The organism is Chryseobacterium sp. sg2396 (genome assembly GCF_042610505.1).
Lineage (GTDB): Bacteria > Bacteroidota > Bacteroidia > Flavobacteriales > Weeksellaceae > Chryseobacterium.
The window spans coordinates 191783-213337 of the sequence record NZ_JBHGAQ010000004.1 but is presented as its reverse complement, the minus strand read 5'-3'; the positions used below and the strand labels follow the sequence as shown (position 1 = coordinate 213337).

The 21555-nt window shown below is 41.0% G+C and carries 25 protein-coding genes; 22 read left to right on the top strand and 3 right to left on the bottom strand.

The features are described from left to right. Positions 1–116: 116 nt before the first annotated feature. The 11 genes from ACED20_RS06140 to ACED20_RS06090 are packed head-to-tail and all read left to right on the top strand — an operon-like array spanning position 117 to position 6505. Positions 117–380: a hypothetical protein gene (locus ACED20_RS06140; RefSeq protein ID WP_294220311.1), complete on the top strand. Its 264-nt coding sequence runs from the start codon at positions 117–119 to the stop codon at positions 378–380. Continuing rightward, positions 352–642 (top strand): membrane protein insertion efficiency factor YidD, encoded by a 291-nt coding sequence (gene yidD / locus ACED20_RS06135; RefSeq protein WP_294220313.1) that lies wholly within the window; start codon positions 352–354, stop codon positions 640–642. Before ACED20_RS06140 ends, yidD begins: the two co-directional genes overlap by 29 nt. A gap of 2 nt (positions 643–644) precedes the next feature. Next, positions 645–998 carry a YegP family protein gene (locus tag ACED20_RS06130; RefSeq protein ID WP_294220314.1) on the top strand — a complete coding sequence of 118 codons (354 nt, stop codon included), beginning with the start codon at positions 645–647 and terminating at the stop codon, positions 996–998. Continuing rightward, positions 988–2058, top strand: coding sequence for a type I restriction endonuclease (locus ACED20_RS06125; protein WP_378103822.1), 1071 nt, complete (start codon positions 988–990; stop codon positions 2056–2058). Before ACED20_RS06130 ends, ACED20_RS06125 begins: the two co-directional genes overlap by 11 nt. A 10-nt stretch (positions 2059–2068) precedes the next feature. Then, on the top strand, positions 2069–2578 hold the full coding sequence (locus tag ACED20_RS06120) for an SH3 domain-containing protein (RefSeq protein WP_294240308.1): 510 nt from the start codon (positions 2069–2071) through the stop codon (positions 2576–2578). A gap of 15 nt (positions 2579–2593) precedes the next feature. After that, positions 2594–3220: a PH domain-containing protein gene (locus tag ACED20_RS06115; protein WP_294200335.1), complete on the top strand. Its 627-nt coding sequence runs from the start codon at positions 2594–2596 to the stop codon at positions 3218–3220. Positions 3221–3223: 3 nt separating this feature from the next. Continuing rightward, positions 3224–3439 (top strand): TM2 domain-containing protein, encoded by a 216-nt coding sequence (locus tag ACED20_RS06110; protein WP_294220322.1) that lies wholly within the window; start codon positions 3224–3226, stop codon positions 3437–3439. Between the two features lie 11 nt (positions 3440–3450). Next, on the top strand, positions 3451–3852 hold the full coding sequence (locus tag ACED20_RS06105; RefSeq protein WP_294220323.1) for a DUF6804 family protein: 402 nt from the start codon (positions 3451–3453) through the stop codon (positions 3850–3852). Between the two features lie 4 nt (positions 3853–3856). Next, positions 3857–4264, top strand: a complete 408-nt coding sequence (locus tag ACED20_RS06100; protein ID WP_294220324.1) for a hypothetical protein — start codon at positions 3857–3859, stop codon at positions 4262–4264. A gap of 5 nt (positions 4265–4269) precedes the next feature. Next, positions 4270–5610 carry a beta-carotene 15,15'-monooxygenase gene (locus tag ACED20_RS06095; RefSeq protein WP_378103818.1) on the top strand — a complete coding sequence of 447 codons (1341 nt, stop codon included), beginning with the start codon at positions 4270–4272 and terminating at the stop codon, positions 5608–5610. Positions 5611–5620: 10 nt separating this feature from the next. Next, positions 5621–6505 (top strand): hypothetical protein, encoded by an 885-nt coding sequence (locus ACED20_RS06090; RefSeq protein ID WP_378103816.1) that lies wholly within the window; start codon positions 5621–5623, stop codon positions 6503–6505. Between the two features lie 52 nt (positions 6506–6557). Here the strand turns inward: ACED20_RS06090 and ACED20_RS06085 are convergent, their stop codons facing one another. The 3 genes from ACED20_RS06085 to ACED20_RS06075 form a co-directional block, all read right to left on the bottom strand. Continuing rightward, the gene (locus ACED20_RS06085) at positions 6558–7007 is read right to left on the bottom strand and encodes a GNAT family N-acetyltransferase (RefSeq protein ID WP_294230165.1); all 450 of its coding nucleotides are present in this window, start codon (positions 7005–7007) and stop codon (positions 6558–6560) included. Continuing rightward, positions 7000–7623 (bottom strand): ribosome biogenesis GTP-binding protein YihA/YsxC, encoded by a 624-nt coding sequence (gene yihA / locus ACED20_RS06080; RefSeq protein ID WP_294220335.1) that lies wholly within the window; start codon positions 7621–7623, stop codon positions 7000–7002. The genes ACED20_RS06085 and yihA overlap by 8 nt, the downstream gene beginning before the upstream one ends. Before the next feature lie 532 nt (positions 7624–8155). Then, on the bottom strand, positions 8156–8917 hold the full coding sequence (locus tag ACED20_RS06075; RefSeq protein WP_294200327.1) for an alpha/beta fold hydrolase: 762 nt from the start codon (positions 8915–8917) through the stop codon (positions 8156–8158). A 272-nt stretch (positions 8918–9189) separates the two neighbouring features. Between ACED20_RS06075 and mraZ the strand changes: the two genes are divergently transcribed. The 11 genes from mraZ (at position 9190) to ACED20_RS06020 (ending at position 21535) form a co-directional block, all read left to right on the top strand. Then, positions 9190–9648 (top strand): division/cell wall cluster transcriptional repressor MraZ, encoded by a 459-nt coding sequence (gene mraZ / locus ACED20_RS06070; protein ID WP_295221034.1) that lies wholly within the window; start codon positions 9190–9192, stop codon positions 9646–9648. 34 nt (positions 9649–9682) lie between these two features. After that, positions 9683–10576, top strand: coding sequence for a 16S rRNA (cytosine(1402)-N(4))-methyltransferase RsmH (rsmH, locus tag ACED20_RS06065; RefSeq protein ID WP_294200325.1), 894 nt, complete (start codon positions 9683–9685; stop codon positions 10574–10576). Positions 10577–10663: 87 nt separating this feature from the next. Further along, on the top strand, positions 10664–11032 hold the full coding sequence (locus ACED20_RS06060) for an FtsL-like putative cell division protein (RefSeq protein WP_294200324.1): 369 nt from the start codon (positions 10664–10666) through the stop codon (positions 11030–11032). Next, complete coding sequence (locus ACED20_RS06055) at positions 11016–13007, top strand: penicillin-binding transpeptidase domain-containing protein (protein ID WP_294200322.1); 1992 nt, start codon at positions 11016–11018, stop codon at positions 13005–13007. The genes ACED20_RS06060 and ACED20_RS06055 overlap by 17 nt, the downstream gene beginning before the upstream one ends. Positions 13008–13078: 71 nt before the next feature. Continuing rightward, positions 13079–14539, top strand: coding sequence for a UDP-N-acetylmuramoyl-L-alanyl-D-glutamate--2,6-diaminopimelate ligase (locus ACED20_RS06050; protein ID WP_294264449.1), 1461 nt, complete (start codon positions 13079–13081; stop codon positions 14537–14539). A gap of 41 nt (positions 14540–14580) precedes the next feature. Beyond that, on the top strand, positions 14581–15822 hold the full coding sequence (gene mraY / locus ACED20_RS06045) for a phospho-N-acetylmuramoyl-pentapeptide-transferase (protein WP_294200318.1): 1242 nt from the start codon (positions 14581–14583) through the stop codon (positions 15820–15822). 63 nt (positions 15823–15885) lie between these two features. Beyond that, positions 15886–17220, top strand: coding sequence for a UDP-N-acetylmuramoyl-L-alanine--D-glutamate ligase (gene murD, locus ACED20_RS06040; RefSeq protein ID WP_294200317.1), 1335 nt, complete (start codon positions 15886–15888; stop codon positions 17218–17220). A 22-nt stretch (positions 17221–17242) separates the two neighbouring features. Then, entirely contained in the window at positions 17243–18481 is a 1239-nt protein-coding gene (locus ACED20_RS06035; protein ID WP_294200316.1) for an FtsW/RodA/SpoVE family cell cycle protein, read from the top strand. Positions 18482–18558: 77 nt separating this feature from the next. Further along, on the top strand, positions 18559–19683 hold the full coding sequence (gene murG / locus ACED20_RS06030; RefSeq protein ID WP_378103808.1) for an undecaprenyldiphospho-muramoylpentapeptide beta-N-acetylglucosaminyltransferase: 1125 nt from the start codon (positions 18559–18561) through the stop codon (positions 19681–19683). Positions 19684–19704: 21 nt separating this feature from the next. Continuing rightward, positions 19705–21078, top strand: coding sequence for a UDP-N-acetylmuramate--L-alanine ligase (gene murC, locus ACED20_RS06025; protein WP_294202973.1), 1374 nt, complete (start codon positions 19705–19707; stop codon positions 21076–21078). Between the two features lie 73 nt (positions 21079–21151). Further along, complete coding sequence (locus tag ACED20_RS06020; RefSeq protein WP_294202974.1) at positions 21152–21535, top strand: GxxExxY protein; 384 nt, start codon at positions 21152–21154, stop codon at positions 21533–21535. The last annotated feature ends 20 nt before the right edge of the window (positions 21536–21555 follow it).

Genomic DNA, 21555 nt, shown 5'->3' with positions numbered 1-21555 from the left:
TTTACAGCCTTTCAAGTTTTTTTGAAAGGTTTTTTTATTTTTTGCTGGTTTTACGGTTTTCCGTAAAAATTACTCATTAAAGGGTGATACTTTTGAAACATAAAATAAAAACAATCATGGAATACAAAGTAATCCCTTTTGTGGCAACAGCGAACCCAAACAATATGAGTTCCAAAAATATCGCCGAACAATTAGATCAGTTAATAAAAACACAGGCTACAGGCGGCTGGGAATATGTAAGGCTCGAAAGTGTCTCCACCTACGTCCAGCCTGTGCAAGGTTGCTTCGGGAATCCTGTCAAACCTGGCTACATGACTTCCTTTCAGATGGTCGTATTCAGTAAAAAAGAAGATGAAAAACCTCCTGTTACTATCAATTAGAATATACTGGCGGCTGATCCCTGCATCAAAAAGAAGAAAGTGTATTTTCAGAACCAGCTGTTCAAAGTATGTATATGAGAAAACAACAGCAGATGGATTTATTTCAGGAATAAAAGCATTGAAATACCGCTTCCAAAACTGCAGATCCGGAGCCTGTATCATCGAAAACCCGGCAGGAGAAAGCCATATTGTCCTACCCAATCAACAGATTCTGAACGAATCGGAAATTTCAGAAAGATTTATCAAAAATAAAAATCAGTAACCATGGGAAAATTCGTAATCACCCGAAGAGTAAACAACGAATATCAGTTTAATCTGAAAGCCGGAAACGGCGAAATTATTTTAACCAGCGAAGGCTATGTTCAGAAAGTTTCCTGCCAGAAAGGAATTGAATCGGTAAAAGCCAATGCGCAGGATGACTCCCGATACGATAAAAGAACGGCCGTCAACGGGAAATTGTATTTTGTTTTAAAAGCAAGGAACGGCGAAATTATCGGAAAAAGCCAGATGTACAGCTCGAAAGCGGGAATGGAAAGCGGAATTGCTTCCGTAAAGTTCAACGCACACACCGCCGAAATAATTGATGAAACCACAAAAACCAGTCAATATGGATCTTAAAATTAAACTTGAGCAGCTGCATCAGAGGGTCGTTGGCCTGAAAGACCAGATCGGAACGGAAGAAGCCACCAAAAATGCATTCGTCATGCCTTTTATCCAGATTTTAGGTTATGACATTTTCAATCCTACCGAAGTCGTTCCGGAGCACGTTTGTGATATCGGAACCAAAAAAGGGGAAAAAGTGGATTATGTGATCCGGCATAACGATGCCCCGATCTTTATCATTGAATGCAAGCACTGGAAAGAAAGCGCCGATGCCCACAATTCCCAACTTCACCGGTATTACCATGTTTCAAAAACGCGGTTCGGTGTGCTTACCAACGGAATTGTCTATAATTTCTACACCGACCTGGAAAAGCCGAATATCATGGATGAAAAGCCATTTTTCACCATTAATATTGAAGACATTAAAGACAGTTCGATCAAGATCCTGGAGAAATTTACCAAAAAGGATTACAATCTTGAAGAGATCCTGGATTCTGCAGAAGCCCTGAAATACATCAAAGCGATCCGTAAAGAATTTGAAAAGGAAATCGAAAATCCTTCAGATGAAATAGTCAGGCTTCTGGTAAGCCGATTTTTTGAAAAATCAATTACGGCTAATCGGATGGTAACTTTTAAAGAGTATACGAAAAAAGCACTTACAACATCGATTAATGAGTCCATCAGCTTCAGGCTGAAGTCAGCTCTAAGCATTAATGAACAGATCGAAAAGCAGGACGATGCGGTAAAAACACAGCAGCCGGTTGATGAAAATAACGAATCGAAAATCGTAACCACCGAAGAGGAACTGGAAGGTTTCCAGATTGTAAAAGCCATTCTGCGGGAGAAAATTCCGGCTGCAAGAATAGCGTACCGCGATACGTTATCTTATTTCGGAGTCCTGCTGGACGACAACAACCGCAAACCGCTCTGCAGGCTCCATTTTAACACAAACAACAAATACCTGGAAACCTTCCATAACGGAAAGGAAGCCGGTGAAAAAATACTGTTGGGTAGCCTGGATGAAATTTATAATTACCGTGATAAACTCCTGATGACCCTGGAGAACTACAACTAAATCAATAACCATGAAAAAACTAATAGCCTTCATCATAATTACTTTCAGTGTATTTATTTTAAACTCCTGTTTTAAAGCCAACGACAGCGTAGGCCATGACGGCAGATGTACCGGCTCTGCTCCATGTTCTGCCTGCACCACCTGTTCAAGGTGCGGGCATTGCGGAAGCGGCGGAAGCTGTGGAGCATGTACTGGAAAATCTTCCGGAAGAAGTTCGTCTTCCGGAAGCTCTTCCAAAATACACAAATCCGAAAAACATAAAGCTCCAAAAGCAAAATCCAATAAGCCACCAAAAGTTCGTGTTGATCAAGTAAATATCAATATCAACTCTGGCAACATGTACTTTGCACACGTTGCGGCAGTCAGAATTTACACGCAACCTTCCGATAAGTCAAAGGCTATATTAACCGTTACCAAAAATAACAGGCTGATTAAGCTTCAAGAGCTGAAAGACTGGTATAAAGTAAAAGTAGAGCCAGAAGGGATAACCGGATATGTTAAAAGAAAAGATGTAAAATAATTAAAAACAAATATCATGAACTTAAAGAAATTTTTAAACGAAGAACAGGACCCCCAGGCTGTTGAAAAGCTTCTGGGAAGAATAAACAGCCTGCTGACTTCACAGGAAACAGTAGAATATATTGCTGTCCAAAAAAAACCGATCCTCAATTTCTCTCCAGAATGTATTGCTCTGACTAACAGAAGAATCATTTTCTGCAGGCCCAGAAATTTCGGCTTATCTATGGATTTTCAGGATTACAGCTGGGTAGACGTTGCAGACTGCCACATTAAAGAAGGAATTATAGGTTCTGCCTTTATGATGAAAACCACGAGGAATTTCACCAATACGGTAGATTATCTCCCTAAAAACCAGGCCAGAAAACTGTACCAGTTCGCACAGGAAATAGAAGAAAGAATGCGCGGAGTAAGAAGAGAAAAAAATCTTGAAACACTGAGAGCCGGTGCCGGTGGAGTTACCGTAAATAACGCCACTCCGATTATCTCGCAGCCACAACAATTTCAGCAGGAGAAAAAACCTCTGATGATCGAAAACGAAGATCCTTTCGCTCTATTGCAGAAATTAAAAAACCTGAAGGAAAATGAAGTAATTTCTCCGGAAGAATTTGAAACAAAAAAGAACGAAATCCTATCTCGCGTTTAAGCTATGAAATCAAAATCTACCACCGTTTTACTGACTTTTTTCCTTGGAGGATTAGGCATTCACAGATTTTATTTAGGACAGAACATACTGGGGCTTCTTTACCTGTTATTCTGCTGGACTTTTATTCCCTCCTGCATTGCCCTTATCGATTTTTTCGTCTTTCTCTGCATGTCTGAAAGCCGTTTTAATTATAAATATAATTCCAAAACCGGATTTTAAAAACAGTTATCATGAAACCATTTCTCACCTTCTGTGCGCTGTGCTGTTTCATCGGTATTTTCAAGCTTCCTATCGAATATTATACTTTTCTGAGAATTCTCGTTTCCGCCGGAGCTTTATTGGTTCTATACCATACGATAACTTCGAGGCAGCCTTATTTCAGTATTGTATTTCTTGCCATCCTCATTCTTTTCAATCCTGTTTTCCCGATCTATCTCTACCGGAAAGGCATCTGGATTCCGATTGATACTATAACGGGGATTCTGTTTTTGCTGATCAATTTCATCGAAAAAAAGATGCCTGAAAAAGAAGAGGAAATTACCGAAGAAACACAGGAACATGCATTACCGATACACCAGAGAGCTGTTTCCAGAGACAGAATCATTAACCCTAAAAAACTAAAAGAACAATAACCGTATGGAAAACAATCAGATAACGGAAAACCTCAAAGCCCATTTTTTAAGACTTTATCAAATGGCTGTCTGTGACGATGATTTCAGCGCACTGGAACTGAAGATGCTCTACAGATGTGCCGAAGAAAGAGGCATTTCCCCTAAAAATCTGGATGAAATTCTGATGAATCCGATCAATTTAAAATCATGGGTGCCACAGACCATCGAAGAAAAAGTGGATTATCTCTATGATCTTACCGCCATGATCTGGGCAGACGGCACGGTTTCTCCGGATGAATATTCTGCCCTACAGAAATACGTGATTATGTTCGGATTCCTGGAAGAAAATACAACGGCTATCGTAGACTATCTTATTGAAGCTGTAAAAACCGGAAAAAACAAAAGTGAAATTTTATATGAACTTAAAAACTAAGCATTATGGATACCTCCAACATAAAAAATTTATTCCGGCTGAAGCCGGCTCCTGCCGAACCAGCACAGGAAGAGCTTCCCAAGGCCGAAGTGAATCCTGATGATGAATCTCTTGAAGAAAGCAGGAGAAGAACCTATCATGAATCGGGATACCGCGACAGTTCGCGTACCAGCGGAAACCACTCTACCCTTTCCATCTGCCTGGATGCGGTATATTCCAAATTCCAGAATGAAGAAAAAGAAATGGTCGAAAAGCAGCAGAAACTGAAAGAATCTTATGTCAATGAACAGAAAAACAGGGAAACGGAAATCAAAGCATTAACGGTCTCACAGGAAACCCGGGAGGAACAGCTGAAAACAAAGAACACAGAAATTGAAAACCATCAGCATACCATTGAAAACTTAAAAGCTGAAATCCTTGATCTGCCCAGAAATCCTGAAAAGTACAATGTGAAAGCGGGAAGAGGAGCTTCTGCCAAATTCTGGATTGGCACAATTCTTCTGATTCCCATCACTTTATATCTTGCTACTTTTTATATATCAACCTCATATTCAGCCTTTTTCAAAAGTTTTGATGCAAAAAGTACGGTTATCCAAAGTGTATTGGATGCCAATGCCTGGATGAAAGCGTGGAATGACGGTTTTATCGAAGTGGCATTCGTCACCCTGATTCCATTTGTTTTCTTAGGATTAGGATTTCTGATTCATATGTTCGGAGAAAATAAAACCAAAATCAACTATATAAAACTGGCTATGCTGTTTATCGTAACCTTCATTTTCGATGCTATTTTAGCTTATGAAATCGAGTCAAAATTATACGAACTAAACAGGACTTTTGAGTCTCCCTCATTCTATTTAAAAATTGCTTTTACAAAGATTCAGTTCTGGGGAATTATCTTTGCGGGATTCGTTGTATATGTTATCTGGGGGCTGGTTTTTGATTTCATCATGAAAGAACACCGGGAAAAAGACAGGATTAAAAACGAGCAGGAAATCCGGCAGAAAAAAGTGGAATTCTTTCAGGAAAAGATCAACACACTGAAAAAAGAGATTGAAGAGATAATAGCCAATATCGGGAATACTAAAGAAGTCATTATCAAAACCCGAGGCAGAATCGAAGAACTGCAGAACATCATAGACGGCGTTATTATTCCTACCAAAGATTATAAACTCTATGCTTCGGAATATGTGCAGGGCTGGATTACATTTATCGGAGAAAAAATCGCTGTTTCCAAAACGGAAAAGCAAACCATGATCGACAGCTGTATCGAAACCTACACAACTAATCTGGAAACCGTCGGAGCCAATTCGGATAACCAGAACCTGGTTTATTTATCATCTCTTTAAATCTAATTTTATGAAAAAAATATTCTACTTGCTATTAATCGTTTTTGCTGTTTCTTGCTGTAAAAAAGGAGGAGAAAATAAAGAAAATAAAACAGACACCGTTGTTGCTGATCCAAACAATATCAATGTCAGTATTTTGATCGACCTGTCGGACAGAATAGATCCCACTACCAACCCTAATCCTGCGATGCCGTATTTTCAAAGAGATATTGAATACATCAAAGCCATCGAAAAAGGTTTTCTCAATCATATGAAATCTAAAAAAATCATTACGTATGATGATCAGATGCAGGTATTTTTCAATCCGGAGCCTTCCGATCCTAAAATCAACGGATTCACGAAAGAGTTAAAAGTTTCTTTCGATAAAAATATCCCAAAAGAATATTTCGCATCTGTTGAAAAGAAATATGCTGAGACCCCTTCTCATATCTATCAGTCAGCCATAAAAGACGGCAACTTTGTAGGCTCAGACATCTGGGAATTTTTTAAAAATAAAGTAAAGGATTATTGTATAAAAGACGACAAAAGGAATATTCTTTTCATTCTCACCGACGGATATATGTATCATGAAAACACAAAGTTTGAAGAAGAAAATAAAACTTCCTATCTGACTGGAAAATTAATTAAAGCAAATAATCTTACCACTTCTCATTTTAAGAATACCATTGAACAGAACAAATATGGTTTTGTAAAAGCCAATGATAACCTTAGCAACCTTGAAGTGATTGTCTTGGGGATCAATCCCGAAAAAGGAAATCCTTTTGAAGAGGCCGTTATTAAAGAATACTGGGAAAACTGGTTCAAAGAAATGAAAATCAAGAGTTATCAGATCAAATCGGCTGACCTGCCCTCCAACCTAGAACCGATTATTCTGAAAGCGGTTGCAGGAAAATAAAAAACACTTTCATATAACCATCAAAAAAGCGAAGAACCACTCTTCGCTTTTTTTATTTTCTCAGCATCTCCGTATGTGGAATGTCATCTTCGAGATATTTCTTTCCCGTATCCTCAAAACCGAAATCACCATAGAACCGCAGCAGATAATCCTGTGCAGAAATTCTGATTTCGAAAGTCCTGAAACGGTTTTCGATGGTTTGTACAGCATAGGCAATCAGTTGTCTGCCCAAGTTTTTACCTCGTGCTTTTTCGGTGGTTAAAACCCTTCCGATCGAGGCTTCGTTATACTTGATACCTTTGTCGAAAATCCGGCAGTTGGCCAGCACTTCCCCGTCTTCTTCCGCCCACAGGTGAACAGCCTTCTGGTCGTAACCGTCAAGGTCCGGATACGGACAGTTCTGCTCTACCACAAAAACATCAATCCTGGCTTTAATAACGGCATACAGCTCGGTAACCGTAAGTTCATCAAACGTTTTGATTTTCCAGACTATATTATTCATCGAAGCTTACACTGTTATTGGCCAGGAATTCGTTGGTCTTCTGGATGAAATTCAGGATTTCGTCGCAGCCTTGTTTCTTTTCAGCCGAAGTAACATAAATTTCCGGCAGATCTTCCCAGGTTTTATGCAGTTCTGCTTTATAATGCTCCACATTCTGAATGGCCGCATTCGGTTTCAGCTTGTCTACCTTCGTAAAAACGATTGAAAAAGGCACCCCGCTTTCTCCGCACCACTGGATAAATTCCAGGTCGATGGGCTGAGGTTTATGGCGGGAATCCACCAGCACGAAAAGGTTAACCAGGTTTTTTCGGTTCAGGATATAATTGGTAATCAGCTTTTCGAAATCCTTTCGGATCGATTTGGACACTTTGGCATAGCCATATCCGGGCAAATCGGTAAGGTACCAGTTTTCATTAACTAAAAAATGATTGATAAGCTGCGTTTTTCCCGGAGTTCCTGAAGTCTTGGCAAGATCTTTATGATTCATCATCGCATTAATCAAAGAAGATTTTCCTACATTCGACCTTCCGATAAAGGCATATTCCGGCATATTGGGCTCCGGACATTCCTGCCATTTTCCGCTGCTTTTTACAAACGTTGCTGTTTTAATAACCATTTCTTTGCATATTTTAATTCGTCAAATATCGTAATAAAATAAACGACATAAAAACTTAAGTTTTGGACAGGGAAATTTTTAGCCTTAACGAAAATGATTATTTACAGATCGCTTTAGCTAAAGAAGCTGTCCTAAAAGTTTAGGCTGTCTTTTTTTGTAACAAAATAAACAAGTAATTTTTTATGCTCCAGAAGAGCAGTATCTGTGTAGAAAAAAAATATAGAATATGGCAAGCACACCGTCGTGTGCTATGATAAGATAGAACTCCTTCGGAGTTCTGGTATTACAAGATGCTGATGTCGGTCTGCACAGATGTTGCTCCAACGAAGCAGATTAAGTGATAATTTCACACGCTATGTTGCAAAATTATTATAGAAATAAATCTGAAAAAAGTTTAACAAAAAAGACTGCTCCCTTTTGGACATACTCTTTCTAAATTTTCATATAAGTATCAAGAAATCTCATGCATTATCGCGGAGATCTACATTCCGGCCATAAAAAATAGGAAGCAACAACTTACCTCCTATTTAATTTAAATTTTATCTTTCAGCCAGCCGTAAAGAATTTCGTTGAATTCATCCGGCTTTTCCATCATAGCCGCGTGGCCGCATTTATCGATCCAGAACAGATCCGAATTCGGAATAAATTTGTGCATGTCTTCCGCAACTTCAGGCGGCGTTACATTATCATTCCTCCCCCAGATCAGGCAGGTCGGTGTCTTGATCTTCGGAAGATCATTCAGCATATTGTGTTTGATCGCGCTTCTGGCCAGCATCACGGTCTTTATTCCTTTCATCCGGTCATTTACCACCGCAAAAACTTCATCTACAAGGCTTTCGGTCGCTACGGAAGGGTCGTAAAAAACTTCCTCCGTTTTTTTTCTGATATAGGAACGGTCGTTCTTTCTCGGGAAACTGTCCCCGAAAGTCCTTTCATAAAGACCTGAACTTCCCGTAAGTACAAGATTTTTCACCAGATCCGGTCTTGCCAGTGCAAGGATAAGCCCGACATGACCGCCCATTGAATTTCCGACAATGGTTGCGGGGCCTTCTACATGGGCTTCCAGGAATTTGGCAATATATTTTGCCAACGTGGTGAGATTGGTATTAAGTACCGGCAATTCGTAGATCGGCAGTTGGGGAACATATACCTTGAATCCCCTGTCCGAAAAAAAATCTACCATCTTATCGAAATTGCTCAACCCACCCATTAAACCGTGCAGCAGCACCAATGGATGTCCCTCTCCCGCCTCTATAAAGGTATATTTCTTTTCTTTTTTCGTACTAAATATCATAAAATGCCTTAATAAAGCCTTGCAAAAATACAAATTAAACCTCAAAAATATTTTGAATACTCTAATTTAAAATAAAAATAATATACCAAACTCCTTTTTCTTCACTTTTTTGTGAAACTCTTTTGTATGGGCTAAATAATACCTTCTACAATCCTCATCATATCAGAATATTAACCCCCTGAAATTAAATCTTTAATAAAACTTATTAACATTAAGGTAAAAAGTGGTAAAAAGTGGGAGGATTTAGAAATTATTATATAAATTTGTCCCAAATGAAAAGTTTCATTGGGACATATGAGTGTAAAATTGACGACAAAGGCCGCTTAAAAGTTCCTTCATCTTTAATTAAACAGATGGAAAACTTCGACGACAAGGCGTTTGTAGTCAAAAGATCTGTGTTCCAGTCCTGTCTGGAAGTTTACCCTATGCATGCGTGGGATAAAATGATGGCCAGGATCAATAAACTGAACCGTTTTATAAAAAAGAACGCTGATTTCATCAGAATGTTTACGGCAGGAGTAAAAACTGTAGAACTGGATAATGCAGGAAGGCTACAGATTTCGAAAGACCTTACGGTTTTCGCCGGTCTTCGGAAAGACCTCGTGATCACCGGCGCAGGAGAACTCTTTGAGATCTGGGACAAAGAAGCCTATGAAAAGGTAATTTCCATAGACGAAGCAGATTTCGCCAGCCTTGCTGAAGATGTAATGGGCGCTTTAGATGAAGAATAACCGCTGAAAGGCGATAAAAAAACACACCTTAAGAATGTATCATAACCCCGTTTTGTTGAAGCAAAGTGTTGATGATTTGGTGACGAATCCGGACGGAATCTATGTAGACTGTACTTTTGGTGGCGGAGGCCATTCAAGAGAAATATTGAGCAGGCTTTCGGATAAAGGCAGACTGTTCAGTTTTGATCAGGATCTTGATGCGCTGAAAAATGCCATCGATGACCCCCGGTTTACCCTGATCAATCAGAATTTCCGGTTTCTGGAAAACTCACTGCTGATCTACGGCATTTCACAGGTTGACGGAATCCTGGCCGATTTGGGCGTTTCCTCGCACCAGTTCGACGAAGCCGAAAGAGGATTCTCTACCAGGAGCAATGCACCACTGGACATGCGGATGAACGTAATGCAGGGGCTTGATGCCAAAAGAGTGATTAACGATTACGACGAAGAGCAGCTGGCCGATATTTTTTATTATTACGGCGAACTGAGGGAAGCCCGGAAATTGGCGAGGGATATCGTTCATCACCGGAAAATAAAAAGCATCAACACCACGGAAGACCTGAAAAAACTATTCAGCTACCTTCCGCCGCATAAAGTAAATAAATTTTATGCACAGTTGTTTCAGGCGATCAGAATCGAAGTAAACCAGGAACTGGAGGTATTGAAGGAAATGCTGGTGCAGTCCTATACTATTCTGAAACCTGAAGGAAGACTGGTTGTGATTTCCTATCATTCGCTGGAAGACAGGCTGGTAAAAAGATTTTTGAAAAACGGAATGTTTGAGGGGGAGCCCGAAAGAGACATTTACGGAAATTATAAAAAAGCATTCGAGCTGGTAAAGAGCAAAGCCATCATTCCCGACGACCGGGAAATCGAGGAAAACTCAAGAGCCCGAAGCGCTAAAATGAGAACAGGAATAAAAGTGTAAAAAAGTGAATGGTGAATCGTCAATGGTGAATTTAAATTGACCATTCACAACCAAAGCGGATTCACTGCGAAGCAAACTGACAATAAATTGGCAAAAAGAGCAACAACAAACCGTCCTCAGAAGAGACTTACTTTTATAGACATTATAAAAGGAAACTTCCTGAACCGTGACGAGATCAAAATGCACTACAAGTATTTCCTGCTGCTCTTTGTCCTCATGATGGCCATGATTTACAGCAACCATCTTGTCAATAAAAAAATTAAAATTGTCAACGCCTTAAAAGAAGAAACGGAAGAATATAAATCGCGGAACGCTTACGCGCAAAGTAAGCTTATTAAAGTAAAAATGGAATCGGAACTGGGGAAGGAAGTAGCACGGGATTCTCTGATGACCCTGGAAAACCATCCTCATAAATTGCTCATAAAACTGGACAGTACGGATGCAAAAGCAAAATGAATACGATAACAAGCGTAAGAAAACATTACGTTGGGGCTACCTCTTTGCAGTGGTGGCTTTGTGCGTATTTACCCTTTTCCTTGCCCGGATCGTTATCCTTCAGAACACCAATGTCCAGGAGATCAAAGACGATTACATCAATAAAAATTACCGGGAAGCTACCCTAAAAGCCGCTAGAGGAAACCTGTTTGCCTCCGATGGCTCCATCCTCGCCACTACCGTAATGCGTTACGACATCTATCTGGATTTCAAAACCATGAGGGACACGATATACACCAACAACATCGGCGCCCTTACGGATTCTTTAAGTAAGATGTTCGGAAAACCCAGAGGTGAATTCAGAAAGAAATTCGATGAACAGCGAAAAAAGAAGAACCAGTATTTTACTTTGGCAAAAGGCCTGGATTTCGACCAATACGACAGGATCAGGAAATTCCCGATCTTCAGAAAAGGTAAAAACAAAGGTGGATTTATCGTAGACAGAAACTATAAGCGCGAACTTGCCACTTCCGAAATTGGGGCAGGAACCATCGGAATGGACGACGGCGTACACACCGCCGGACTTGAAGGCGCTTTCTCAAAATACCTTAGAGGTACAGACGGCAAAAGGCTGGAGCAGAGAATCAATTCCTCCCAATGGAAACCGATCGATTTTTGGAAAGTTCAGGAACCGGTTGACGGCGAGGACGTTTATACAACATTAGACCTTAGAATTCAGGACATTGCCCATTCGGCTCTGCAGAAACAGCTTATTAATTTTGAAGCCAAGCACGGCACCGTGATCGTGATGGAAGTTGCAACCGGGAAAGTCCGTGCCATGGTAAATTTAAGAAGAGACGACGACGGTGAATATGTAGATTCCTACAACTATGCCCTGAAAGATAATATCGAACCGGGCTCTACCTTCAAAACCATTTCGCTTCTGGCCGCCATGGATGACGGCTTTATCGATGAAAACACGACAGTAGATGTAGGAAACGGAGTCTGGGTGTATGCCAAGCAGAGAATTTCAGACGGTCACGGCCACGGAATTTATGACATCAGTGATGTGCTTGCCAAATCCAGTAACGTAGGCTCCGCAAAGCTGATTACAAAATATTATGCCGAAAAGCCGCAGATCTTCCTGGATCATTTAAGACGCTGGAAACTTTTCGACAAAATGGATATCGAACTTCCGGGCATTACCAAACCAAGGTTTGTAACGCCGGAAAGCAAAAGATGGAACCCGGCAGCCCTTGCCTCGCTTGCTTACGGATACGCTTCCAACATCAACCTGTTGCAGCTGGCCACTTTTTATAATGGAGTCGCCAATAACGGGAAAATGCTGAAACCGCTTTTCATTGATAAAATTATGAAAGACGGGAAAATATCCTATACGGCCAAACCGGAAGTAATGGTCAGCAAAATGGCTTCCGAAAAAGCCATTAAGATGATGACCCACGCTTTAACGAAAGCAGTGGAAAAAGGAACGGCAAAGAGTATTTTCACGCCTAATTTAAAGATGGCCGGAAAAACGGGAACGGCAAGATTCGAATACTGGCTGCCCGGACCGATGAAGTACCGTGCATCATTCGCGGGCTTCTACCCTGCCGATAATCCGAAGTATACCTGCTATGTGATGATCAGCGAGCCGAATACGGCAAAAGGATTCTACGGAGCCACCGTTGCGGCACCGGTATTCAAGGAAATTGCAGGGAAGACCTTCCTGAAAACCCCGCAGAATGTTGAAAAAGAAATGCTGGTCGACAAAAAAGTAAACCTTAACAAAATGGTTGAGCCCAATGTAAAAGTCGCCGTCACCAATAAACAAATGCCGAATGTAGTAGGATTAATCGGTAAAAACGTAATCCCGCAGCTGGAAAACCTGGGCTATCGGGTAGATTATAAAGGTGTTGGCAGGATTACGGAACAGTTCCCGATGGAAGGTACGACGATCAGCAAAAACCAGAGGATTTATTTATCCCTGCAGAATTAATAGCGGTCCCAAAGGACAATTTAAACCAAAATAGGACAAAGTCCTGTTAAAAAATAAAAAGCATCAGAGAAATGCAGTTAAATGAATTATTAAAAAGAATTCCGGTATTTGAAATCTTGGGCAACGACAGTCTGGAAGTTTCCGAATTGGTTTTCGACAGCAGAAAGGTTACGGAAAACTCTTTATACATCGCGATGAGAGGAACCGTTGTGGACGGGCATTCATTTATTGCATCATCGGTAGAAAAGGGAGCAAAAGCCATTGTCTGTGAAGAATTTCCTGACCACAAGGATGAACATATTACGTATGTGAAAGTAAAGGATTCATCCAAAGCTTTAGGACAGCTGGCTTCCAACTTTTACGGCAACCCTTCCGAAAAACTAAAACTGATCGGAGTAACGGGAACCAACGGAAAAACCTCCGTTTCCACTTTGCTATTTGATGTTTTCAAAAATTTAGGTTACGATTCCGCTTTATTGTCTACGGTTGAAATCAGAATTGCCGATCAGGTGATTCCTGCAACCCATACGACGCCGGATGTCATTACCATCAATAAAATCCTTGCCGAAGCTGTGGAAGAAGGCTGTGAATTCGCTTTTATGGAAGTCAGCTCACACGGCATCGCCCAAAACAGAATTGAAGGGCTTCATTTTTCAATAGCCGGTTTCACGAACCTGACCCACGACCATCTGGATTATCATAAAACATTTGAAGAATATTTAAAAACGAAAAAGAGATTTTTTGACGGATTAAGCAGCACCGCTACTGCCATCACCAATGTTGATGATAAAAACGGAAACGTCATGCTTCAGAATACAAAGGCTGCTAAAAAGTCTTATGCCCTGAAAACCATGGCCGATTATCACGGGAAACTGCTGGAAGTGGATTTTAACGGAATGCTGCTGAATTTCAATGGAAAAGAATTCTGGACCACCCTTACCGGGAAATTTAATGTATACAATTTACTACTGGTATTCGGTATTGCCTCTGAACTTGGCTTTGAGCAGGAAGAAATCCTTCAGGCGATCAGTCAGCTGAAAAGGGTTTCCGGAAGATTCGAAACCTTTAAATCCGATGGTGGAATCTTTTTCATCGTCGATTATGCTCATACACCGGATGCCCTGGAAAATATTCTGGACAGCATCAACGATATCCGTACAAAAAATGAAAGGTTAATCACGGTTTTCGGTTGCGGCGGCGACAGGGATCATACCAAAAGACCTGAAATGGGAAATATTGCCACTAAAAAATCCACATTGGCCATTATAACTTCGGATAATCCAAGAACGGAAGATCCGGCAGCCATTATCAAAGAAATCGAAGCGGGCGTTGAACCGCAGCACTTCAGCAAATACACCTCTATTCCCGACCGGAAGGAAGCGATCAAGATGGCGATTAAGTTTGCAGAACCGAAGGATATCGTTCTCGTAGCCGGAAAAGGACATGAAAACTATCAGGAAATCAATGGTGTAAAGCATCATTTTGATGATAAGGAAACCATCAATGAGCTGTGGAAATTAATGAGTAAATAAATTAGATAAAAACTTGTTAAAAAATTAAACTAGAAGAACCCATGTTGTATTATTTATATGAATATTTAACCCACCACGGCATCCATGTTCCGGGAATGGGACTGCTTAGATACATCTCGTTCCGCGCCGGGATGGCGGTTCTGTTTTCTCTGACCATCGCTTTGGTTTTCGGTAAAAGGATCATCAATTACCTGCGGGCAAAACAGATGGGTGAGCTGGTCCGTGATCTTGGATTGGACGGACAGAAGCAGAAAGAAGGGACCCCGACTATGGGAGGATTGATTATCATTCTGGCAACCCTTATTCCCGTGCTGCTCTTTACCAGAATTACCAATGTCTACATTGTTCTTCTGATTGTGTCAGTCATATGGATGGGAGCCATCGGTTTCCTGGACGATTATTTGAAGAAAATAAAGAAAAATAAAGACGGCCTGAGCGGTAAATTTAAGATCGTCGGGCAGGTCGGTTTAGGAATGATCGTCGGCGTGACCATGTATTTCCATCCCGACATTACGGTAAAAAGAAAATATTCGGATGCTAAAGTCGTAAACAGGAACAATGTAGAACAGAACTTTATGCCCACTGAAAAAATTGCGGTATCTACCGTTCCTTTTGCCAAAAACAATGAGTTCGATTACAGCGGAATGCTCTTTTGGATGAATGATAAAGATGCCCACGAATGGGCCTGGATTGTTTTTATCCCGATCGTGATCTTTATTGTAACAGCCGTTTCAAACGGAGCCAATATCACCGACGGGATCGACGGTCTTGCCGCAGGAACCAGCACGGTGATTCTCCTTACCCTCGGCTTATTCGCCTACCTTTCCGGAAACATCATTTTTGCGGATTACCTCAACATCATGTTCCTCCCGAATATGGGGGAAACCACCATTTTTGTAGTCGCTATGGTAGGAGCCGTGATCGGATTTTTCTGGTACAACACCTATCCCGCCCAGGTTTTTATGGGCGATACGGGAAGTCTGATGATCGGCGGCGTAATTGCCGTATTGGCGATTATTTTAAGAAAAGAACTGATGATCCCGGTGTTGTGCGGAATTTTCCTGATTGAAAATATTTCCGTAATGCTGCAGGTGGTCGTCTTTAAATATAGAAAAAGAAAATTCGGGCTGGAATATGCCCAGAACAACAGGCTCTTCAGAATGTCCCCTTTGCATCACCATTACCAGAAGGGAGGTTTTCATGAAAGCAAAATAGTAAACAGAATGATTATTATCGGTGTAATGTTGGCGATTGTCTGCCTGATTACCCTGAAAATGAGATAAAAATTAATTTAAAAACCGGATTATTTAAAACATTGAATCATTCGGTCATTAAATCAAAATGATATGAAAATAGTTGTTTTAGGAGGAGGGGAAAGCGGTTGCGGAGCTGCCTATCTGGCGAAAAAGAAAGGCATGGAAGTCTTTCTTTCGGACAAAGGTGCCATCAAAGACAATTACAGACAGTTCCTGACGGATAACGAAATTGAATTTGAAGAAGGAAGCCATGATGAAGAAAGAATTCTGGATGCCGACTGGATCGTAAAGAGTCCGGGCATTCCGAAAAAAGCTGACATGATCCAAAAGATTCAGGAGAAAGGCATCAGGCTTTCCTCAGAGATCGAATTTGCGTCGGAATTTACCGACGCCAAGATCATCGCCATCACCGGAAGCAATGGAAAAACAACCACCACATCCCTGATCTATTACATCCTGAAAAACGACGGATTAAATGTAGGCCTGGGCGGAAATATCGGATACAGCTTTGCCAGACAGGTAGCCGACGAAAACCATGAATATTATGTTCTGGAAGTAAGTTCCTTCCAGCTGGATGATATTCAGAATTTCAGACCGTATATTTCTTTGTTGCTGAATTTGTCTCAGGATCACCTGGACCAATACAATTACAACTATGAGGAATATGCACTGGCCAAGTTCAGGATTGCTGAAAACCAGGAGAATGACAATTTTTTCATCTACAACAAAGATGATGAAATGAGCAAAAATATTCTCGAAAAATTAGAGATAAAAGCTAAAATGATTCCTTTTTCCACCAAAGAACACCTGGCTGAAGGAGGTTTCATTGATGAAGATAAGATAGAGGTAAAACTGAAAGACGATTTTTCCATGAAAATTGATGAATTGTCGCTTTTAGGAACTCATAATGTGGCGAACAGCCTGGCTGCATCCATTGCGGGTAAAATACTGGAGATCAATAATGACAGCATCAGGAATTCATTAATGACCTTTCAGGCCGTAGAACATAGATTGGAGTTAGTAACGGAAATCGATGGGGTAAAATACATCAACGACAGCAAGGCCACTAATGTAAATGCCACATATTATGCACTGGAAAGTATGAAAACCCCGACCGTTTGGATTGTCGGAGGCGTGGATAAAGGAAACGACTATACCGAAATAGAAGAGTTAGTTAAAAGAAAAGTAAAGGCGATTGTCTGCCTGGGAATTGATAACGATAAGATCATTAACTTCTTTAAGGACAAGAAAGAATTTATTTACGACACCTCAAGCATGGAAAAAGCAGTAGAAATTTCAAAATCCCTTGCCCAAAAAGGCGATACGGTTTTATTATCTCCATGCTGCGCAAGCTTTGATTTATTTAAAAGCTATGAAGACAGAGGCCGTCAGTTTAAAAATGAGGTATTAAAAGAAATCCGCTAATCATCAATAGCGAACACCAGATATGAACGGACAGGACACAGAAAACAGATTTGAATTTCTAAAGGGCGATAAAGTACTTTGGATGGTCATTCTTGTGATCTCCATCTTCTCTATTTTCCCTGTATATTCCGCAAGTTCGAATCTTGAATATATTGTGAATAACGGGACCACGACCGGTCACGTGATCAAACATATGTTCTTTGTAGTTCTGGGACTGGGAATCATGAGAGTGGTCGGAATGATCAAGTACGAATACATCGGGAAGCTCAGCAGCATTCTGCTTGGTTTAATGGTGGTGCTACTGATCGTTACCATGTTCACCGGGCAGACCATCGACGGAGCGAGTGCCTCCCGGTGGCTGAAAATCCCGGGAACACCGATTTCCTTCCAGCCTTCCTCCTTCGCTTTCCTGATGTTGATTATTTACCTGTGCCGGTATTTAACCAAGAAAATCACCCGCGAAAGGCTTCCTATCGAAAATATCATGTACATTTTCGGGCCGATCCTCCTCGTTTTTGTACTGGTAGCGAAAGATAATGGTTCCACCGCCTTAATGATCCTGATGGTTTCCGTAGTGGTGCTCGTCATCGGACAGCTGCACTGGAAATACATTGCCGGATTTATCTCTGCTTCATTCATCGCTATCGTATTATTTTTAGTGATCGCTTTGAATACGAACCTCATCGGCGGAAACCGTGTACATACCTGGATGAGCCGGATCGAAACATTTACCTCAAGCAAAGCTAAAAGTGCTGATGTAGATGATGAAAGCGTAAAAGCCAAAAATTACCAGGTGATGCAGGCTAAAGCCGCCATCGTTCACGGAGGAATTACCGGAATGGGTCCCGGAAAAAGTGCTTTAAAACAAATGCTTCCCCAGTCTGCTTCCGATTTTATCTTCGCAGTCATTGTGGAAGAATACGGGGTGATCGGAGCTGCATTTTTAGTCAGCCTGTATTTAATTATGATCATCCGTATTGTGATGATCGCCAGCAAGATGCCCGCATTTTTCGGATCGCTGCTGGTACTCAGCCTGGGGGTTATGATTTTTGTACAGCTTTCGGTGAATATCGCCGTTGCCGTCAACCTGATCCCCGTTACCGGACAACCGCTGCCCCTCATCAGTTACGGAGGAACTTCAATGCTGGTGACGTATCTGCAGCTGGGGATTATATTAAACATCAGCTCCAGGATACAGATCTACGATGAAGAAGGAATGGGTAAAAAACAAAGTGTCGCAGAAATAAACGATATAGCATAAAAGTTCCAAAGGAACGATTTAACAAAGGATAGGATAAAATCCTATCAAAATTGAATAAATAAATTTTTGATTAATTAATGGACAATCATTCAGCCAATAGCCAGCAGCCAAAAACCCTCCGTATTTTATTATCGGGAGGAGGAACGGGAGGACATATCTTTCCGGCCATTGCTATTGCCGATGAGATCAGGAGAAGATATCCGGATGCCGAGTTTCTGTTTATCGGAGCGAACGGTAAGATGGAAATGGAAAAGGTTCCACAGGCTGGTTATAATATTGAAGGAATCGATATTGCCGGCATCAACCGAGGCAATATGCTGTCGAATTTAGGCCTGCCATTTAAGATTTTAAAAAGCCTGTCCAGATCAAAAAAGATCATTAAAAATTTCAATCCTGATTTTGCCATCGGAACCGGAGGTTTTGCAAGCGGACCAGCCTTATATGAAGCCAGCAAGTTGGGGATCCCGATTTTTATTCAGGAGCAGAATGCCCACGCCGGCGTAACGAATAAGATTTTAAGCAAAAAAGCAAAAGCCGTATTTACTGCCTATCCTAAAGTGGAAGGCTTCCCTGCTGAAAAAATTAAGTTCCTCGGTAACCCGATCCGTGAAAATATTGTTTCGGGAATGCAGGATACTATTCTTGCTAAAGAGAAAATGGGACTTGCCAAAGATAAACTGACTATTTTATCGGTCGGAGGATCTCTGGGTTCGAGAACTTTAAACAACGGGTGGAAAGACAATCTGGAAGACCTAAAAGAAAAAGGCTACCAGCTGATCTGGCAGACCGGGAAACTGGACTACAGCGAACTGTCTTCCAGCCTCCGGCTCCCACCTTCCATCCAGCTGAAAGAATTTATTAAGGATATGGAAACCGCCTATTCCGCAGCGGATGTAATCGTTTCCCGTGCGGGTGCCATTGCTATTTCCGAACTGGCCGTAGCACAGAAGCCGGTTTTGCTGGTTCCTTTCCCGTTTGCAGCGGAAGATCATCAGACCAAAAATGCGATGACCCTGGTGGAAAAAAATGCCGCCCGGATGGTGAAAGATACCGAAATGAAAGACCAGTTCTGGAATACGCTTTCAGAAATCTGTAAAAATGAAAATATAAGAAAAGAAATGTCGGAAAACATTAAATATTTTGCCAAGCCCAACGCCGCAAAAGAGATCGTAGACGAGATTTCTAACATAATAAATATTTAGATCCCGTAAGGATTTTATACAATGAACAATTTAAATACATATCAGAATTTTTACTTCGTTGGAATCGGGGGTATCGGGATGAGTGCGCTGGCACGGTATTTCCATGCTTCGGGCAAAAAAGTTTTGGGCTACGACAAGACCCCAACCAAATTGACGCAGACGCTGATGGCCGAAGGAATCGATATTGTTTTTGAAGATGTTATTGACGAAAAAATTACCTCGCTTCATAAAGAAGATACATTGGTGATTTATACACCCGCCATTAAGGTTTTGGGGATTTTGGATTATTTTAACGGTCATCAGTTTGAAGTCTTAAAAAGGGCCAAAGTATTAGGGTTGATCACGGAAAACACCGATTGTATCGCCGTTGCCGGGACCCACGGAAAAACAACGACGTCTACCCTTGTTTCCCATCTGTGTAAAGAAGCCGATCTGCCTTTTTCATGCTTCCTGGGCGGAATTTCCGAAAATTTCAAATCGAATTTCCTGTACAACGGCGCTCAGTACTCTGTGGTGGAAGCTGATGAATACGACCGAAGTTTCCTGAATCTTTCACCGGATTGGGCGGTCATCACCTCTACCGATGCAGACCACCTGGATATTTACGGCGATAAAAATACCATCGAAGAAGGCTTCAGGCAATTTGCAGCCCTGGTTCCGGACGACAAGCAACTGTTTGTAAGAAAAGGAATCGAAATCGGAAGACCGTCGCTAACTTATGCCGTAAACGAAGAAGCCGATTACTATTCGGACAACCTGAGGATGGAGGGAGACAAAATCTATTTTGACTTCCATACCCCTGCTGAAACCGTAAAGGATTTCATCTGGGAAACGCCGGGCATCCACAATGTAGAAAATGCAACGGTAGCCCTGGCAATTCTCCACAACTTAGGCGTGGATTTCGAGACCCTGAAAAAAGCGATTGCCAATTTCAAAGGAATTAAAAGAAGATACACCAAACACCGGTATCCGAACGGTAAAATTTACATCGATGATTATGCTCATCATCCGACGGAGATCAATGCTGTAATGGGTTCGATCCGGACGTTTTACCCTGATAAGAAATTATTGGTGGTCTTCCAGCCGCACCTGTTCAGCAGAACACGTGATTTTGCCGACGGATTTGCCGAAAGCCTGAGTCGAGCGGACGAATTAATTTTACTGGATATCTACCCGGCAAGAGAACTTCAGGAAAATTTTGCAGAAATTACTTCCGATTGGTTGTTAAAAAAAGTAACTTTAGATAAAAAGGAAGTTTCAGCCTTAGGGGAAGCCTTCCAAAAGATAAAAGAAAAAGATTTCGACATCCTTCTCACCGTAGGCGCAGGAAACATCGATACCCTTTACGATCCTATTTGTGAGTGGATGAATGGAACACAAAGCGCACAGAGATAGGCAAGAATCGTTTCACAAAGCCGCTTCGCTTATAAGAGAAGAGCATTGTAAAATGAAATTATAAAACACACAAATGAATGAAAATGAAATTGCGAAAATTATTGTTGATGCAGGTTTAAAAGTTCATAGAAGTCTGGGACAGGGATTATATGAAACGGTTTATGAGCAGTGTCTTGAATATGAACTATTAAACAGAGGATTATTTGTTGAGAGGCAAAAATTTCTTTCAATACAATATGAAAATCTAAAAGTATTGAATGCCTTTAAAATCGACTTATTAGTTGAAAACAAAGTGGTAGTAGAAATTAAAGCGCAGGAAAGTCTTGACAATTACCATAATGCCCAACTTTTAAATTATTTAAAATTGGGAAATTATAAATTAGGCTTGTTATTAAATTTTAATTCTAAACTTTTTAAGAACGGAATTAACAGAATAATAAACGGATATGTAAAATAGCTGTTAGCTTTTATAAGCGA

Coding starts and splice junctions, on each gene's coding strand:
- murD (WP_294200317.1), top strand. CDS start 15,886: ATGAAAATAGTTGTTTTAGGAGGAGGGGAAAGCGGTTGCGGAGCTGCC.
- ACED20_RS06055 (WP_294200322.1), top strand. CDS start 11,016: ATGCAAAAGCAAAATGAATACGATAACAAGCGTAAGAAAACATTACGT.
- yidD (WP_294220313.1), top strand. CDS start 352: ATGAAAAACCTCCTGTTACTATCAATTAGAATATACTGGCGGCTGATC.
- ACED20_RS06095 (WP_378103818.1), top strand. CDS start 4,270: ATGGATACCTCCAACATAAAAAATTTATTCCGGCTGAAGCCGGCTCCT.
- murC (WP_294202973.1), top strand. CDS start 19,705: ATGAACAATTTAAATACATATCAGAATTTTTACTTCGTTGGAATCGGG.
- mraZ (WP_295221034.1), top strand. CDS start 9,190: ATGAAAAGTTTCATTGGGACATATGAGTGTAAAATTGACGACAAAGGC.
- ACED20_RS06120 (WP_294240308.1), top strand. CDS start 2,069: ATGAAAAAACTAATAGCCTTCATCATAATTACTTTCAGTGTATTTATT.
- ACED20_RS06100 (WP_294220324.1), top strand. CDS start 3,857: ATGGAAAACAATCAGATAACGGAAAACCTCAAAGCCCATTTTTTAAGA.
- yihA (WP_294220335.1), bottom strand. CDS start 7,623: ATGGTTATTAAAACAGCAACGTTTGTAAAAAGCAGCGGAAAATGGCAG.
- ACED20_RS06085 (WP_294230165.1), bottom strand. CDS start 7,007: ATGAATAATATAGTCTGGAAAATCAAAACGTTTGATGAACTTACGGTT.
- mraY (WP_294200318.1), top strand. CDS start 14,581: ATGTTGTATTATTTATATGAATATTTAACCCACCACGGCATCCATGTT.
- ACED20_RS06140 (WP_294220311.1), top strand. CDS start 117: ATGGAATACAAAGTAATCCCTTTTGTGGCAACAGCGAACCCAAACAAT.
- ACED20_RS06130 (WP_294220314.1), top strand. CDS start 645: ATGGGAAAATTCGTAATCACCCGAAGAGTAAACAACGAATATCAGTTT.
- ACED20_RS06020 (WP_294202974.1), top strand. CDS start 21,152: ATGAATGAAAATGAAATTGCGAAAATTATTGTTGATGCAGGTTTAAAA.
- ACED20_RS06115 (WP_294200335.1), top strand. CDS start 2,594: ATGAACTTAAAGAAATTTTTAAACGAAGAACAGGACCCCCAGGCTGTT.
- ACED20_RS06050 (WP_294264449.1), top strand. CDS start 13,079: ATGCAGTTAAATGAATTATTAAAAAGAATTCCGGTATTTGAAATCTTG.
- ACED20_RS06090 (WP_378103816.1), top strand. CDS start 5,621: ATGAAAAAAATATTCTACTTGCTATTAATCGTTTTTGCTGTTTCTTGC.
- ACED20_RS06105 (WP_294220323.1), top strand. CDS start 3,451: ATGAAACCATTTCTCACCTTCTGTGCGCTGTGCTGTTTCATCGGTATT.
- ACED20_RS06125 (WP_378103822.1), top strand. CDS start 988: ATGGATCTTAAAATTAAACTTGAGCAGCTGCATCAGAGGGTCGTTGGC.
- murG (WP_378103808.1), top strand. CDS start 18,559: ATGGACAATCATTCAGCCAATAGCCAGCAGCCAAAAACCCTCCGTATT.
- ACED20_RS06035 (WP_294200316.1), top strand. CDS start 17,243: ATGAACGGACAGGACACAGAAAACAGATTTGAATTTCTAAAGGGCGAT.
- rsmH (WP_294200325.1), top strand. CDS start 9,683: ATGTATCATAACCCCGTTTTGTTGAAGCAAAGTGTTGATGATTTGGTG.
- ACED20_RS06110 (WP_294220322.1), top strand. CDS start 3,224: ATGAAATCAAAATCTACCACCGTTTTACTGACTTTTTTCCTTGGAGGA.
- ACED20_RS06075 (WP_294200327.1), bottom strand. CDS start 8,917: ATGATATTTAGTACGAAAAAAGAAAAGAAATATACCTTTATAGAGGCG.